This window comes from Bdellovibrio sp. ArHS (assembly GCF_000786105.1).
GTDB lineage: Bacteria > Bdellovibrionota > Bdellovibrionia > Bdellovibrionales > Bdellovibrionaceae > Bdellovibrio.
Genome location: NZ_JTEV01000003.1, coordinates 112,904 through 127,855, shown reverse-complemented (window position 1 = coordinate 127,855; position 14,952 = coordinate 112,904). Strand labels below are relative to the sequence as shown.

Here is a 14,952-nt window from a genome sequence, read left to right as displayed (position 1 = left end):
ATTACTTTTTTAAACCCTTCAAGCGAGTTTTCGAACGACGAGCCTCGTCCGACTTTGGAAACTTGCTGACGACTTCGTCGTAGAAAGTCTTCGCTTCTTCTTTCATACCCAACTCTTGAAAAGACACACCGATTTTATAAGTGGCCTCTGCAAATTTAGATCCTTTCGGATTGTCATCGCGGTATTTTTGATAATTCAAAATGGCTTGTTTCCAGTCCTTCTTGTTAAAGAACTCTTCGCCCACTTCGTAAACATTTTTCCTGGATTGTTTCGCCACTTTTTCAGCCTGACCGGCCAGGCGATCCGCCTTCAAAGACTGAATCTCAGCATTCAAAGTGAAAATGTCTTTCTCCATTTTCGTGAGGGCCTCTTGCAGAAGAATCACTTTTTGATTTAGATCCTGATTCTGTTGCTGAGTATTTTTCATGGCATTTTCGATGCCGGAATTGTTCTGGCCAACACGGTTCTCAACGACATCAACCCGACCATTCAGGCTGCGCATTTGTTCTTCGATATCGGCAAAACGGCTGGCGACATCGGCATTGCTTCTTTGCAAGGTGGTTACCTGCTGTTGCATGACCTGGCGCTGTTCGGTTTCACGCACTTCATTGCGCGTCTTCAAACACCCTGTCAGAAAAAGAGGCGTAACAACAAGAGCCATCAGGACTTTTTTCATAGAACATCTCCTGTTCTTTGACGAATCAATCGTGCGGAGTTTTCTGCTTTTTCGGCGGAAACCCGAGCGCGCACAAACTGTTCTTTAGCTTTCGAATAATCTCGATCTTCAAAATAGATACGGCCTTTGCGATAAGCTTCTTCAGCTTGATGCCAATAACCCGGAGAATGGCGGGCCGCTTGAACAGAACGAGCCGCATCTAATGCAGCTCGTGCGAGGGAATAATCCTCAATGGGTGCAGGGACTGTTTGACAGCTGACAATCACCGTTAAAAGTAGAACTCCGATGAAAAGTCTCTGTAGTCTCACTGCACACCTTTCTTAATTTAAATTACTGAGCAGGAACAAAGTTCGCGCGGCGATTTTTTGCCCAAGCTGCTTCAGTATCACCCATATCCAATGGCTTTTCTTTGCCGTAGCTGATAACGCTCAAACGGTCACCAGGGATACCCAAGCTTATCATATAAGCTTTGACAGCGTTAGCGCGTCTTTCACCCAAAGCCACATTGTACTCGATTGTACCACGGCTGTCACAGTGACCTTCGATTTGAACTTTCACGCCCGCATTAGATTTCATCCACTCAACGTTAGATGCGATCACTTTTTTTGCAGATGCATCCAAGCTGGACTTATCGTAGCCGAAATGAACTGTTTCAAGACCTGCGATTTTGCCAGAGTCAGAACCCATTGGATCATAACTCAATGGTGTAGAATCGATAGCCGTTGACTGGCCACCTGCGGGTAGAGTTTCAATGGATTGATCCGATTGAGTTTGTTTACCTTTACAACCAGCAACCAAAGCGCAGGCAACAAGACCAAGAGCTAATTTACGAAACATGATGTCCTCCTATGAAGATCCAATAGTTATCATTAGATAAAAACTTTAATTTATAGCGGCTCATTGTCAAACCTTAGATTTCCTAAATGATATTGTGTTGCTCTACGGCTAAGAGACTATATGTACCGACAACATGTTTTACTTCTACTGCTCTCGATCATTTCGCTTTTTTCGCCTCTTTCAAGAGCACAACTTGAAGTTCCACCGGATATTCAGTGGAAAACTTTGAAGACACCTCATTTTGAAGTGATCTTTAATGCCAAGCAGCAGGACCTTGGTCTTCTTTATGCTGAAAAGCTTGAGAAGGCCTACGCCGAACTTCGCTCTTACTTTCACTCGCTGCCCGAAAAAACCATCGTCATTATAAACGACAAAACGGATGTCACAAATGGATATGCCACTCGCATTCCTTATCCTCACATTATGGCCTATCCAGTCTTACCCGGTCCGGAAGAGAGCCTTGCTGACACGGGCGACTGGGCTTTTGAACTTCTTGCCCACGAATACACTCACATTCTGAATTTTGAACCCGCCAACGGAATCATGAAGCCTTTGCGTTTTGTCTTCGGAAACATCATCGCCCCGAACATTCTTTTGCCCACATGGTGGAAAGAAGGCGTCGCTGTCGAAATGGAAACCCGCCTCGGCAACCACGGGCGTCTGCGGTCTTTCTATCAAGATGCGACAATTCGCGCGATGGTGGAAGATCAAACCTTTCATTCTTACGATATCGCGGAAGTGAACGAGGTCATTCCCACCTGGCCAGAGGGCATGCGTCCTTATCTTTTTGGCTCGCTGATGTGGAGTCAGATGTTTTCCGAAAAGGGCCTGCACATTGCAAAAGATTTGAACGAAAGACAGGGCGGCCGTGTCCCGTATTTTATTGAGACCCCCGCGAAGGAAATTTTGGGCATGAATTACACCGCCCAGTACAACGACATGCTGAACGAAGTCGCCGTGCGCGCGCAAAATCAGTTGAAAACGATCCGCGAAGTTAAAGTCACCAACGTCATCATTCCCAAAAATACTTTCATCTCGGTCACCGCTCCCAGCATTTCCCCCGATGGAAAACACTTGGCCGTGGTCACGGAAGACGACGCCAATTCGCGCGCCATTAAAATCATCACCCGTGAAACCGCCGCACAAAGTTTCCTGGATGCCAAAAGCGCCGACACCGTCGAAAAGTTCAATCAGGATTTCACTCCGTCCGCGCAGCAGGATGGACCGCCCACTGGCAGCATCCAGCGCATCAGTTGGTTCCCGAACTCCGCAAAAATTGTTTACGATAAAATTGACTATGTGAACCGCATTGAACGCTATTCCGATTTGCACACCTATGATCTGAACACCAAAAAGGCAGAACGCCTGACCACGCATCTGCGCGGTCGCGAGCCTGCGGTTTCGCCCGACGGAAAGGCCATTGTCTTTGTAAAACTGGAGGGCGGGAAAACTCATCTGGGTGTTTTGCGAGAACAGGATGGCTCCTGGACAGAGCAGACGGTCTATTCCCCCGATTTTCAGCAAAGAATTTCCTATCCACTGTTTTGGAATGAAGACGTCCTGCTTTTTTCTTTGCGCAAAGTCGATGGCTCTGAACACCTTTACAGCCACTCCCTTTCGACGCAAAAGACGGACGTTCTTTTTCCACAATACAAAAATGTGCGCTTCGCCAAGAAGACCCCGGAAGGCCTTTTATTCACCTCGGGAAATAGCGGAGTTTTAAATCTTTATTTGGCAGATCCTAGCTTAAAAACCGCGCGCCCTATCACCAACACCCTGACGGCTTTCTTCACCGCCGACTACGATCCGCTTAGCAAAGATCTTTTTGCCACACACATGACCTCACAAGGTCCCAAGGTCGTGGCGATTCCCGCTAGCGAATGGCAGAACACGCCCTCGCAAATTCCGGAAGTCAACGGTCTGATGGCCGATCGTTATCCTCCGATTGCGCCGAATGAAAAAAGTCTGGAAGAAGCGCGGGCCGCCCTAAGCCAGTCTTCGTTACAGGACTACTCGCCGTATGGCTACCTGTGGCCTCAGTACTGGATGCCATTCGTTTCGGGTTCTTCCAGCGAAACTGGCATCATTCTAACTGCGCAAACCTCGGGATTTGATCCATTAAAAAAGCACAGTTACACCCTAATCGGATCGTGGGATACGGGGCTGAACCGCGGAAGTCTTCTCGGAACTTATTTAAATCAGACAACGGCTCTGCCCTGGACGACGTTAGCCTACAAGCGCAGTTCTTATCTGGGCACCGTTACAAACGAACTGAATGACTACGGTCTGGCGGCGGCTCTTCTGCCAAGCATGTTCTGGATTTCGAAATACACCAATCTGCAAATTGGCTGGCAATACTTAGAGCGCGAGACCACCACGACAGAGACCAAACGCACAGGCCCCTACGTGATGCTCAGTCACGCCAATTACTCCAAAGCCGGAGCACAGATTTCTCCTGAAACCGGAGGTGGTGCTTATCTGGGGGCCTATGATTACCTAGAACAAGAAGGCTACCTTAGCCATTCGCAATTTTTAGCAGGCGGAGAAGTTTATCTGTCTCGATATCTGCCCAAACATCATGCACTGATGTTAAGAACCAATGCGGCCTACACTCCTGAGAAAGTCTCCGCCATCTATGGTGTTTCCACCGAACCGTTGGTGTTTATCCCTGACAGTCCTTTACCTCAGTATATTTTGCGCGGTTATAAACGTGGACAGCTCTTCGGTAAAAACATGTGGGTCGTAAACGCCGAGTATCGTTTGCCGGTGCTTGATTTTTATCGGGGCTCGGGCACAGATCCTCTGTTCCTGCGTCGTCTTTCCGCAGCCATTATCGCTGATGGCGCCGCCGCGGATGGTCTGTTCGTGAACGACATCAGATCCATTTATGAATCCGTGGACATGAAACGCTGGTTTTGGAGCTCGGGCTTAGAACTGAAACTTGAAACTACTTTGGGTTATGTCATCCCCGTCAGCCTGGTGGTCGGTTACTATATGGCCTTCAACACGCCTTCGGGTCCTGAAGGCGTCATTGGCAGTGCTTTACAAATCACGGGTTTTTAACCTCTTCAGAGCTTTGGGGAGTCGTACAAATGAGTGCTGAAGCCCCATCGCCCTCTCAGGATCCCCCTCCTCTGGGCGATGGGAGTCCCCCTTTCGCGCTGAGCCAAACTTACCAGTCTTGACAAAGACACAGGCCCTCGAAATTATTAAAGTAATCGACAACTAGCGGCGAGGATGCTGCGACATGCTGTCACCGGGAGGGTTCATGGAAAAAATCAGCTGGATTAAAGAACTTGTGAAAGCTGAACAACAAATGGAAGAGTCTGGCCTCGTGGATATGAGCTTCGGATTTGATTCAGAAAAAATTCTGATCAACGAAAGCATTCAATTTCTGCTTGAGCTAAAAACTGAATTTGTTGATGCCTCAACCTCTTTCAATGAATTAAAGCCTTCCGCACTAGGCCGTATCAAAATCTACGGCATCGCCAAGACCCACGCGGACTTCATGCTTTTCCGCAATGGCTTTAAGATGATTTTCTCTTTAAAAGCGCCAGGACAGATCAGCATCCGCTTCAACTTCATCGGTACGAATTACATTCCAACGCCTGGATCTACCGAAGCGCAACAGACGGCCACAAACGTGATGGATGAACATATCGTTGAAGCCAAATGGGGTGCCTTCGGCGAGCTGGTGTGGATGTATCAAGGTTTGCCGGTCAAACTTGAGTACATGGTTCGCCACTATCTGACTTTGTTCATCAAAGAAAGCTCCAAGTAATTTACTAACTGCCCTATCCAGACTCATGGATCAGTTTTTAGCAATTTAGTTCGGTGCCAGCGATGGCACCGGCATATCCGCAACCGTTCCATCCCCCACCTGCGAACTTTCATTAGCGCCCCAACAATAAGCCACATGCCGTCGCATCGCGCACGTGTGAGAACCTCCCGCAGAGACATCTGTCATACCCGAAATCGCAGAGACAACTGCAGGAACATCCTGATCCGGTCCCGTGCCCACACCTAACTGACTGCGATCGTTTCGTCCCCAACAGCGCACCTGTTGATTTTTAATGGCACATGTATGTTCGTCTCCGGCAGAAACAGTCGTCACGCTGGATCCCAAAGAAACCACGGGCGTCGGCTCAAAACGCGCCGTCTGGGAACTGTCACCGATCTGACCGTACGAGTTGCCACCCCAACAATAAGCAGCGCCATTCATCACGCCACAGGTGTGGCCCTTACCTGCCGAGATATCAGATACATTTGTCGAAAAATCTAAAACGGCGGTCGGTACATATTGAGTCGTGCTGGTGCCGTCACCAAGGCGGCCATTGCCGTTGTTGCCCCAACAATATCCCTGTCCCCCACTGAGGCCACAGGTATGAAGCTCACCGACAGAAATGGCGGTCAAGCCATTAAGAGAACCGACCGTCACGGGCGTTAAGCTAGCTGTGGCTGTGCCATTGCCCAGTTGACCGTAGTTGTTTTGCCCCCAACATTTTCCCACGGCTCCCTGAATTGCACAGGCATGCGTTTTCCCCGCTGAAATCGCCGTGATATTGCTTCCCAACCCTGTGGGGGTCACAGCCACCGTCGACGCCACTGTCGAGTTATTGCCAAGCTGTCCCGCACTGTTGCTGCCCCAACAGTAAGCCGCTCCTAACTTCACGGCACAAGTGAAAGAGTCCCCCGCTTCCAAAGCAGAAACATCCGCCGTCAGGCCTCCGACAGCCACGGGAACCAGACGGTCTGTGGAGGTGCCATCACCCAGTTGACCAAAAGTATTTTTACCCCAGCATTTGACCGCGCCATCTCGCAGAAGACAGGTGTGATTTTTTCCCGCCGCCATTTTGGTGATTCCACTGGCGATGGTATTGGGTTCCAGGAACAGAGGAACTTCGGTCGGCGTGGATTGACTTCCTGTCCAACCGTTCCCCAACTGACCGTAATCGTTTCGTCCCGAACCGAAGATAATTCCATCTTTGATAAACATCGTGAAATTCACATCACCAAAACTTGACGGCAAAGACACTGCCGTCACATTGGCAGCATAGATAGATTTAGGCGAGGAACTGCTGGTCGTCGTACCATCGCCCAACTGGCCATAGTTGTTATAACCCCAACACTTCGCAGCTCCACCTGTTTGCAGCGCACAGGTTGCTCCATATTGTCCATCACTGACAACGATATCGGTGACATTGTTGGTAAGCCCGATGACTTGCGCTGGGTTCAATTGCGAAGTCACTGTTCCATCACCTATTTGGCCATAACCATTATATCCCCAGCACCATGCACCGCCATTCTGGATGGCACAGGTATAACCGTAGTTCCCTCGGCCCGCGACGACGACTTTTTGCACGCCACTAGCCATTCCGGTCACATTGCGTGGCGTATCGTAATCCGTCGTATTACCAACACCCAACTGACCATTGGTGTTTTTACCCCAGCACTTCAATCCGCCATTCACCACGGCACAGGTATGACCATACTGTCCCGCAGTTGCGATCTGAGTTACACCAGCAGTCAGATCCAAAACTTGAGTCGGAGTACTTCTACTAGTTGTCGTGTCATCGCCTAATTGTCCGTAACCATTGTAACCCCAACAGAAGGCCGCACCGTTTTTAAGACCGCAGGTATAACCGACAGAAGCATCTGAAGATAAAGAAAGCTGTGTCACTCCGGCAGTGAAACCCACCACCTGAGTCGGAATATTTTTTGTCACGGTCGTGCCATCACCAATTTGTCCGTAACCATTGTAGCCCCAGCAGAACGCCGAGCCAGATTGAATTGCGCAAGCCCAATCATAATCAGGTCCGCCTTGTTTTATATATATTTTTTCAACATTCGCGGTCAGGCCCTGAACTTGCGTAGGCAGATAGCGCGTGGTGGTTGTGCCATCGCCCAACTGGCCATAGGCATTGTACCCCCAACACTTCATCGCACCATTGTGAATTGCGCAGGTATTGTATCTTCCCAAAACAACATCGGTGACTCCCGAAGACAATCCCACAACTGGTGTCGGAGCATAACGATTGACCGCGCTTCCGTCACCGAGTTGACCATAGTCGTTGTAACCCCAACACTTAAGGCCGCCATCCTGAATCGCACAGGCATGCACAGAACCCTGTACTACTTTTGTAATTGTCGAGCGTCCCGCATAATCAAGAGCCACGTTTTTCACTGGAGAAGTCCGATTGGTCGATGAGCCATCACCAATTTGACCGTAGTTATTATAACCCCAGCAGCGTAAAATACCGCGACGAGTGGCGCACACGGTGTAGCTATCACCCGCGCCAGCACCAAGCAGATCGACTCCATCAGCCATGTTGTCAACTTGGATTGGAAAAGAGGTGTTTGCGGTGGTCGTATCACCTATCTGTCCATAATTGTTGTAACCCCAGCAACGCAATTCTCCATTCATAATCGCACAAGAAGAACTGTAGTAAGCTTGAATCTGGGTCACATTTTGAGTCATGCCAAAAACCTGCACCGGTGTCGCCCGCGTGGTGGTCGTGCCGTCTCCGACTTGTCCTGAGCCATTGTATCCCCAACATTTCGCGGCTCCTTTGTGAACGGCGCAAGTGGTTCCATAGTAACCGCCATTCATCGAAAGATCCGTCACACCTTCGGTTAAGCCCGCGACTTGAACTGGAATACTTCGGGAAGCAGAGGCCCCATCACCCAGTTGACCATAACCACCGTAACCCCAACACTTCATGGCCCCCTTTTGCAGAGCGCACGAAAATCCAACATGTCCATAGGTGGAATTGTAAATTGAGGACACCCGAACCCTGGTGACATTGGCGTCTAAACCAACGACCGTTGTTGGATTACTCCGCGTCGTCGTCGTGCCATCACCTAACTGAGAAAAAGCATTATAGCCCCAACATTTCGCCGCGCCATTATGAACGGCACAGCCATGACCCGCGTAACCGTCAAAGGATAAATCTGTCACCCCACTGGTAAGCCCCATGACCTGCACGGGGACCAAAGAGTTTGTCGTCGTGCCGTCGCCCAATTGACCCGACCCATTGTATCCCCAGCACTTCACTCCGCCATTTTGAATCACGCAGGTATTCAGATAGCCGACAGCAACCTGACTAACACCGGTTTGCAAACCCGGAGGATAATAAGGACGCGTTCGTGTCGTCGTAGTCCCATCACCGATTTGGCCATAATCATTTCTTCCCCAACAAGCCAAACTTTCGCCAATCACAACACAAGTATGTTGGGCGCTAGCAACCGACCGAATCTGTTTGGCCAGATTGTTGGGAATGACGGTGTCATTGTCCTTGATCGTGAGAGTATAGGTGCCAATGGGGCCACTCACAACTCCGCCAGGTGCAGTTCCTAAATTTATAACCACGGTTTTGTCAGTTTCCACCAGCGGATCGTCATAAACCGAAAAGCTAATAAATCCTTCGGTAAGATAAGCCGGAATAGTCATGTTTCCCGCCGCCAGATCATGATCCACAGGATTGCTTGCGGTTCCCGAGACCGTAAAAGGAATCACCGTGTCCACATTGCGCGCTTTTGACAAGCGGACCGAGACCTTCACCAAACCCACACCTTCATCGACTGTCAATGCGGCAATTCCGAAGCTCATCTCGGGGTCGGTTGTTGTATTTAGATGCTGATAAGTAATCAGTGCCGTACAAGCCGATGTATTTCCTGCGGCATCTTGCGTCTGGGCATAGATATTCGTCGTGGAATTGACCGCGACGGAAACCAGAATTCCTGAACTGCTAAACTGAGATCGCGATCCCGAACCCATCAAACTGCCGCAGGTAGAATCAGAATAAAGAGAAATATTTTTAACATCCGCATCGCTGACCCCCGTGATAAAAGGAGTCAACGAAGTGCCCGGTGATGCAGGAGTTGTGGCTCCTCCCGACGGGGCATTCGGCGCCACCGTATCCAAAGTCACCACATTTGAATCAATGCGCGAACTGACGTTCCCTGCAGCATTTCTTAACCACAAAGATAAAGTCTTCGCATTATTCGTTCCCGTGACAGTGTAGGTCGAAGGTAAAGGGAATGAATTCCATGAACAGCTGCCTACTGTCGTTGAATTTTCCTGAAGGCAGTAGTGAGTGGGAACGCCGACGGTGCCACCAAAATAAAGACCGAAGACAGGAGAATTTGTTGGCGTGGCAGAAGAAATTGCAAAGGATGAAATCGAAGGAGCAACATTGTTGTGCTCGTAGACAAAAGCGGTCGCGGTACAGCTAGAGGCATTTCCCGCGGCATCCAGAGCTTTGGCATAAATCTGATTCACTGTATTGGAAAGAAGATTCACCGTGACACCTACGCCGACAAACTGAGCTCGTGTTCCTGAACCCAGCGAAGCACTGCAACCCGCATCCGCGAAAAATTGCACCGTTTGCGTATCGGCGGACGCCGTTCCTGAAAGTGCCGGAGCAAATGTGGCATTCGAAGGCGATACTGGGTTTGAAGCTGTAATCACCGGCACCGTTGGCGCGACATTATCTACGCTCCACCCCGCAGAAGAGCGCACCAGCGAATTGCCTGCATTATCCGTCACCCGCACATTGACGTAATATGTCCCACCATGGGCCAGAGCCAGCGCCGACTCCTGCACAGAGGAAGTGCTTAACAATGTCCAAGGCAGAATATCTGTCTGTGCTGCCGCTGATCCCGAGGAGTTTGCTGACCCCAGGGCATATTCGTATTTGGCAATTCCCGAGGCGTCCGTGGCATTCATCTGCACCGTGATCGAAGGAGAATCCGTTAATGAGGAAGACAAAGCAGCATGCGTGATAGATCCACTCCAAGCAGGCACGATCCCATCATGACGATACTGGGTTAAGAACGTACAGGGCGAAGTCGCCGAAGAAGCATCGACACCTTTGGCAAAAAGAAGCGTGTTCGTATTGGCTGCCACAGTCACCGAAGAACCCGCACCAGTAAAGACAGCTTTGGCATCCGTTTTTAGCAATGTCGAACAAGAGGCGTCTGAATAGATATTCACAGTTGCCACGTCTGCCGACGTCCATCCCACTAAAGAAACAGCTGATAAATTTCCGGGCGAAGAAGGACTGACGGAAATAAGTCCCAAAGACAAACTGCCCCCACCCGAACCTGCCGAATGCGTATAGTTGGTTAAAAGATTGCAGGAAGACGAATTGCCAGCGGCATCAAAGGCCTTTGCATAGATGCTTGTCGTTGCGCTCATAGCCACGGCTGTGACCACGCCTGAACTTACAAACTGCGCCCGAGAGCCTGACCCAATAGCGCTTGCACAAGAGCTGTCAGAATAGAGTTGCACAGTGTGCACATCCGCATCCGCAGATCCCGAAACAAACGGTGTTAATGAAGATCCCGGCGACGCGGGGCTGGTCGTGCCTGCAGAAACACTGTTTGGAGCCACCGTATCTAAAGTGATGGAATTGGAATCGAAACGAGCGCTGATATTGCCAGCGGCATCTTGTAACCACAAAGAAAGTGTCTTAGCGCCATTGACCGCACCCACCGTGAAGTTTGTCGGCAAAGGAAGAGTGTTCCAGACACACGAACCTAAATTCGTTGAATTTTCCAAAAGACAGTAAGAGTTGGGAACGCCGCCGGTTCCCCCGAAAGAAAGTTGGTAAACGGAGCTATTCGTGGGGTTTAGGGAACTGATTGAGAACGAAGAGACTGTCGGGGCAATATTGTCATGCTCAAAACTGAAAGCGCTGGACGAACAGACGGATTCATTTCCCGCGGCATCCAGAGCCTTGGCATAAATGGAACTTGCAGAATTTGGCGTCAGAGTGACGCTAATACCTGTGGAAACAAACTGCGCGCGGGTTCCTGACCCGATTAAGCCGGTACAAGAGGAATTGTTATACAGACGAACCGTTTCGGTGTCGGCTGTCGCCGTACCGATGACAGCCGGAGAAAACGTATCCTTCGAAGGTGAAAGGGGATCTGATGACGCAAGAACCGGCGCCGCACTTGGCGCCACGGTGTCGGCAATCCAACCACTCGAAGACCGCACTGCCGAAACATTTCCTGCAACGTCAGTCACCCGCACATTAACGAAGTATTGAGTTCCCGAGGACAACGTCAGTCCCGTCGGCTGCAATGTCGAAGAACTGAATTCCGTCCAACCCAAAACATTTTGTTGGGTCAACGCCGCCCCGGAAAAGTTTGTCGTCCCTACTGCATATTCATAGCGTTGCACGCCACTTGCGTCGGTGGCATTCATCTGGACTGTGATCACTGGCGCTACGCTCAAAGAAGAATAAGAGCCCGCGTGTGTGATCGTGCCCGTCCATGCAGGACTCACACTGTCGTTACGGTACTGAGTAAGAAACGTACAAGGCGAAGCAGAAGACGAGGCATCGATCCCTTTGGCGAAGATCATTGTGTTGGCATTCGCCGAGACTGTCAGACTGCTGCCCGCGCCAACAAAGGTCGACTTCGGATCGGTCTTCAATAACGTCGAACAACTTGAGTCTGAGTAGAACTGAACGTTGGCCACATCTGTCGAAGCCCATCCGACCAACACGGGCGCCGTGGAAGATCCAGGCGATGTGGGTGCGATGGAAATAAGTCCCAACGACAGACTGCCGCCACCCGCTGGGGCTGCAGCGTGTGTATATGTTGCAAAGGAATTACAACCTGAAACGTTTCCTGCGAAGTCATAAGTTTTAGAGAAGATCTGCGTGGTGGCATTCGCGGTCACATTGATCTGAATACCTATAGCTTCGAAAACAGTTTTTGTGCCATAACCAATTCCCTGACTGCAGGCACTGTCTGAAAATAGCGCGATGTTTGCGGTATCAAGATCGGCTGTACCACGCAAAAAGGGCGTCAAAGAGGCAGAACCAGAGACAGGATTTAAAATCGGCGATGAAGGCACGCCTGGCGCCACGGTATCGAGAATCACCGTGTTACTTCCGACGCGAGGACTGATATTGCCGGCACCATCTTTCAGCCAAGCCGATAACGTTTTTCCACCCTGCGTGCCCGACATTAAAAAAGTTCCCGACAAAGGGAAGCTTTGCCAGGTACAGGCCTCGGGATCAGTGTTGTTTTCCAAAAGACACCATTGCGTGGGAGATCCCACATACGATCCCCAGCTTAAACTGGCAGCAACCGTATTTGTGGGCGAGGCATTTTGAATGTTCAATCCTAAAAGCAAAAGATCGCCGCTACCGATAGATCCAACATGCGTGTAGTTGGTCAGAAAAGAACACGGGGATGACAAACCCGTACTGCTAAACCCCTGGACGTAAATACTTGTGGTGGAATTGGGAATTACCGAGACAGGAACGCCGCTGGAAACAAAAACAGGACGAATGCCGCCGCCTATCGAAACCGTGCAGTTCGCATCTGAATAAAGCGCCACCATGAGTGTCGCATCATCCGCCGTCCCTTTTACTAAAGGTGTGAGCGAACTTCCGGGGCTTGCTGGCTGCGTTGAAATAAAACCTGGCTTCGAGGGCGCCGTGCTTGTCCCTGTGATCTTATCAACAGGGCCCAAGACGGATTCCACTCCCCCACAACCAATTACATTCAAACCTAAGAACGTCCAAAAAATGAATATACGGTTCATGTATATACTATCGGACGCTAGTTTTCCTTGCTTAAGTGACTCAGAAACAGATTCGCAGATGAGAGTAAATTAATTCGAGTTGACGATTACATTTTAGTAAAGACAGACTTGGCCGCGAGTTTAATGCGGCCCTGCCTCAATATATTTTTTCAACTCTTTCAGGTGAATGTCCCAAACCACATCGAACTCTTTTTGCAAAGCTTCGCGCTGCATGTCGGGAAAATGTTCCCAGCCATAGTGTTGAAGAGTGACCGTGCGTTCTTCACCTTTGTCTTCGATCTTCAGCATACACTCGGTTTCCCATTCGGGACGCCATTCGTGTTCGTGCCAGGTAAAAACAATGTCATGATTTTCCCGGGAATAAACGACTCGGCCCGAGGCCAAATGTTTCTGTCCTTCGCTATCAACCCAAGGTTCCTGAAAAATCCCGCCGATATCAGGCTGAAGAATCACGCCTTCGTTCCACCACTGAGAGAGTTCATTCTTCTTGGTAAGGGCTCGCCAGATTTCTTCGCGGGGAGCTTTAAGGGCGATTGTCTTTTCAATCTTCGTGACCATGGACACCTCTCTTCCTTACTTCTAGGATAAGGGAGGCGCTGTCAGAAGCTCTAGGTAAATTAGACCACTCGTTGAAATCGCATATTCTTGGCGTCGAATATTTGAAATTGCAGAGGATGAGTACTGATAATTTGTAATTTGATGGGATCGCCTTTTTTTAAAGGCAGACCGGTGTGATTGCCAACGAGTAAAAGTTCGCCTTGAAAATTGCACAGGGTCTCTTTCGCAGAGGTGACCTCTTCCACGATCGCGTGAAGAATCTGATCTTTCTGCAAAGAGTTCAAAAATCCCCGGGATGCCAAAGGCTAGCCCAAATCTTTCGTCATATCCAGGCGACGAAACTCTACCGGGCGAATAACATTGTCTTTTTTTCCTCCGGTTGTTGCGGTTGGGGCCGGCGCTGGCGTGACCACTGCTTGCGGTTTCGAGGCCGCTGTCGGTGCGACCGGTGTTCGCTTCTCGCTTAAGAAAGTTTGCGCAATATTCTGAGTAACATTGAATAAAGCCGAAACATTGTTCGCAGTTTGCTGAGCCGCTGTTTCTTTTTCTGCCACTTCAACACAAGCGGCCTTAAAAGCTTCGCCCAGTTTTTTCAAGGCTTCATTGTCGGACTTGGGAACCTCAAAGACATTGCTCATATCGTGAGCTGAATCTCTTTGCAGGGGATTCATGAAGGACATATTGTCAACGTCGCTCAGGCTAGAGCTCGTTTCGTCTTCAACCTCGCCTTGCGCCCATTCAGGAAGACTGTCTTCGCAGAACATCAGTTGATCGCGATTTACGTTAGCAATGAATTCTATTTCCCCGCGAGACAACTCGGGAACTTGTGCGGCAATATCGTCGATGCTGTGCCCCTGATGCGCCAAGCGTGCCGCTTTGACGTATTTAATGGTGTTTTTGCGTTCAAGGATTTCATTATGAGGTATACGGTCTTGGAAAATCTTCGCGACTTCCAGACTCTTCTGCATGCTTTGTTCAATCTTTGCCAGTTGTTTGTCAGACGCCTGAATCTTGGTTTGGATGTCTTTGACTTTTTGTTCGAGCAAAGCCGTCAACTGATTCACTTGCGTTTCGGTGCGGTCCGAAAGATCTTCTAAAACCGCGATTTTGCTTTGTAATAACTGCAAACCCTTGCTGAGTCGGGGATCATCTTTAGGAGGACGATTTAAACGCACCCACAAACCAACAACACCTGCTAATAGAATCAAATTCACAAGTACTTGTAGTAAGAACCAGAAACTCACTAGGCCTCCCCGCCGAACATTAATTAAATTCTAAACTGCCGAAGGTCTGTCTCACAATGAGACCTAGGTCT

9 protein-coding genes are annotated in these 14,952 nt (G+C 49.6%); 2 read left to right on the top strand and 7 right to left on the bottom strand.

From position 1 onward, the window contains the following. Window position 1: 1 nt before the first annotated feature. Genes OM95_RS01440 through pal form a run of 3 tightly spaced genes read right to left on the bottom strand, consistent with a single transcriptional unit; the run spans window position 2 to window position 1,513 of the window. Window positions 2-676, bottom strand: a complete 675-nt coding sequence (locus tag OM95_RS01440; protein ID WP_041869478.1) for a tetratricopeptide repeat protein — start codon at window positions 674-676, stop codon at window positions 2-4. After that, a complete protein-coding gene (locus OM95_RS01435) occupies window positions 673-984 on the bottom strand; it encodes a DUF4398 domain-containing protein (RefSeq protein WP_041869476.1) in 312 nt (103 codons plus the stop codon). Before OM95_RS01435 ends, OM95_RS01440 begins: the two co-directional genes overlap by 4 nt. Window positions 985-1,006: 22 nt before the next feature. Next, window positions 1,007-1,513 carry a peptidoglycan-associated lipoprotein Pal gene (gene pal, locus OM95_RS01430; protein WP_041869473.1) on the bottom strand — a complete coding sequence of 169 codons (507 nt, stop codon included), beginning with the start codon at window positions 1,511-1,513 and terminating at the stop codon, window positions 1,007-1,009. Between the two features lie 120 nt (window positions 1,514-1,633). Between pal and OM95_RS01425 the strand changes: the two genes are divergently transcribed. Together OM95_RS01425 and OM95_RS01420 are read left to right on the top strand one after the other, a co-directional pair. Further along, window positions 1,634-4,576, top strand: coding sequence for a PD40 domain-containing protein (locus OM95_RS01425; RefSeq protein WP_041869470.1), 2,943 nt, complete (start codon window positions 1,634-1,636; stop codon window positions 4,574-4,576). A 205-nt stretch (window positions 4,577-4,781) separates the two neighbouring features. Further along, window positions 4,782-5,294 carry a hypothetical protein gene (locus OM95_RS01420; protein WP_041869467.1) on the top strand — a complete coding sequence of 171 codons (513 nt, stop codon included), beginning with the start codon at window positions 4,782-4,784 and terminating at the stop codon, window positions 5,292-5,294. A gap of 45 nt (window positions 5,295-5,339) precedes the next feature. Here the strand turns inward: OM95_RS01420 and OM95_RS16975 are convergent, their stop codons facing one another. From OM95_RS16975 to OM95_RS01400, 4 genes are all read right to left on the bottom strand, one after another. Further along, on the bottom strand, window positions 5,340-13,079 hold the full coding sequence (locus tag OM95_RS16975) for a hypothetical protein (protein WP_291515423.1): 7,740 nt from the start codon (window positions 13,077-13,079) through the stop codon (window positions 5,340-5,342). 120 nt (window positions 13,080-13,199) lie between these two features. Then, window positions 13,200-13,637, bottom strand: coding sequence for an SRPBCC domain-containing protein (locus tag OM95_RS01410; RefSeq protein ID WP_041869464.1), 438 nt, complete (start codon window positions 13,635-13,637; stop codon window positions 13,200-13,202). Between the two features lie 59 nt (window positions 13,638-13,696). Then, window positions 13,697-13,921, bottom strand: a complete 225-nt coding sequence (locus OM95_RS01405; RefSeq protein WP_291515422.1) for a hypothetical protein — start codon at window positions 13,919-13,921, stop codon at window positions 13,697-13,699. A 21-nt stretch (window positions 13,922-13,942) separates the two neighbouring features. Beyond that, window positions 13,943-14,881 carry a DUF2802 domain-containing protein gene (locus OM95_RS01400; RefSeq protein ID WP_041869460.1) on the bottom strand — a complete coding sequence of 313 codons (939 nt, stop codon included), beginning with the start codon at window positions 14,879-14,881 and terminating at the stop codon, window positions 13,943-13,945. Window positions 14,882-14,952 lie beyond the last annotated feature (71 nt).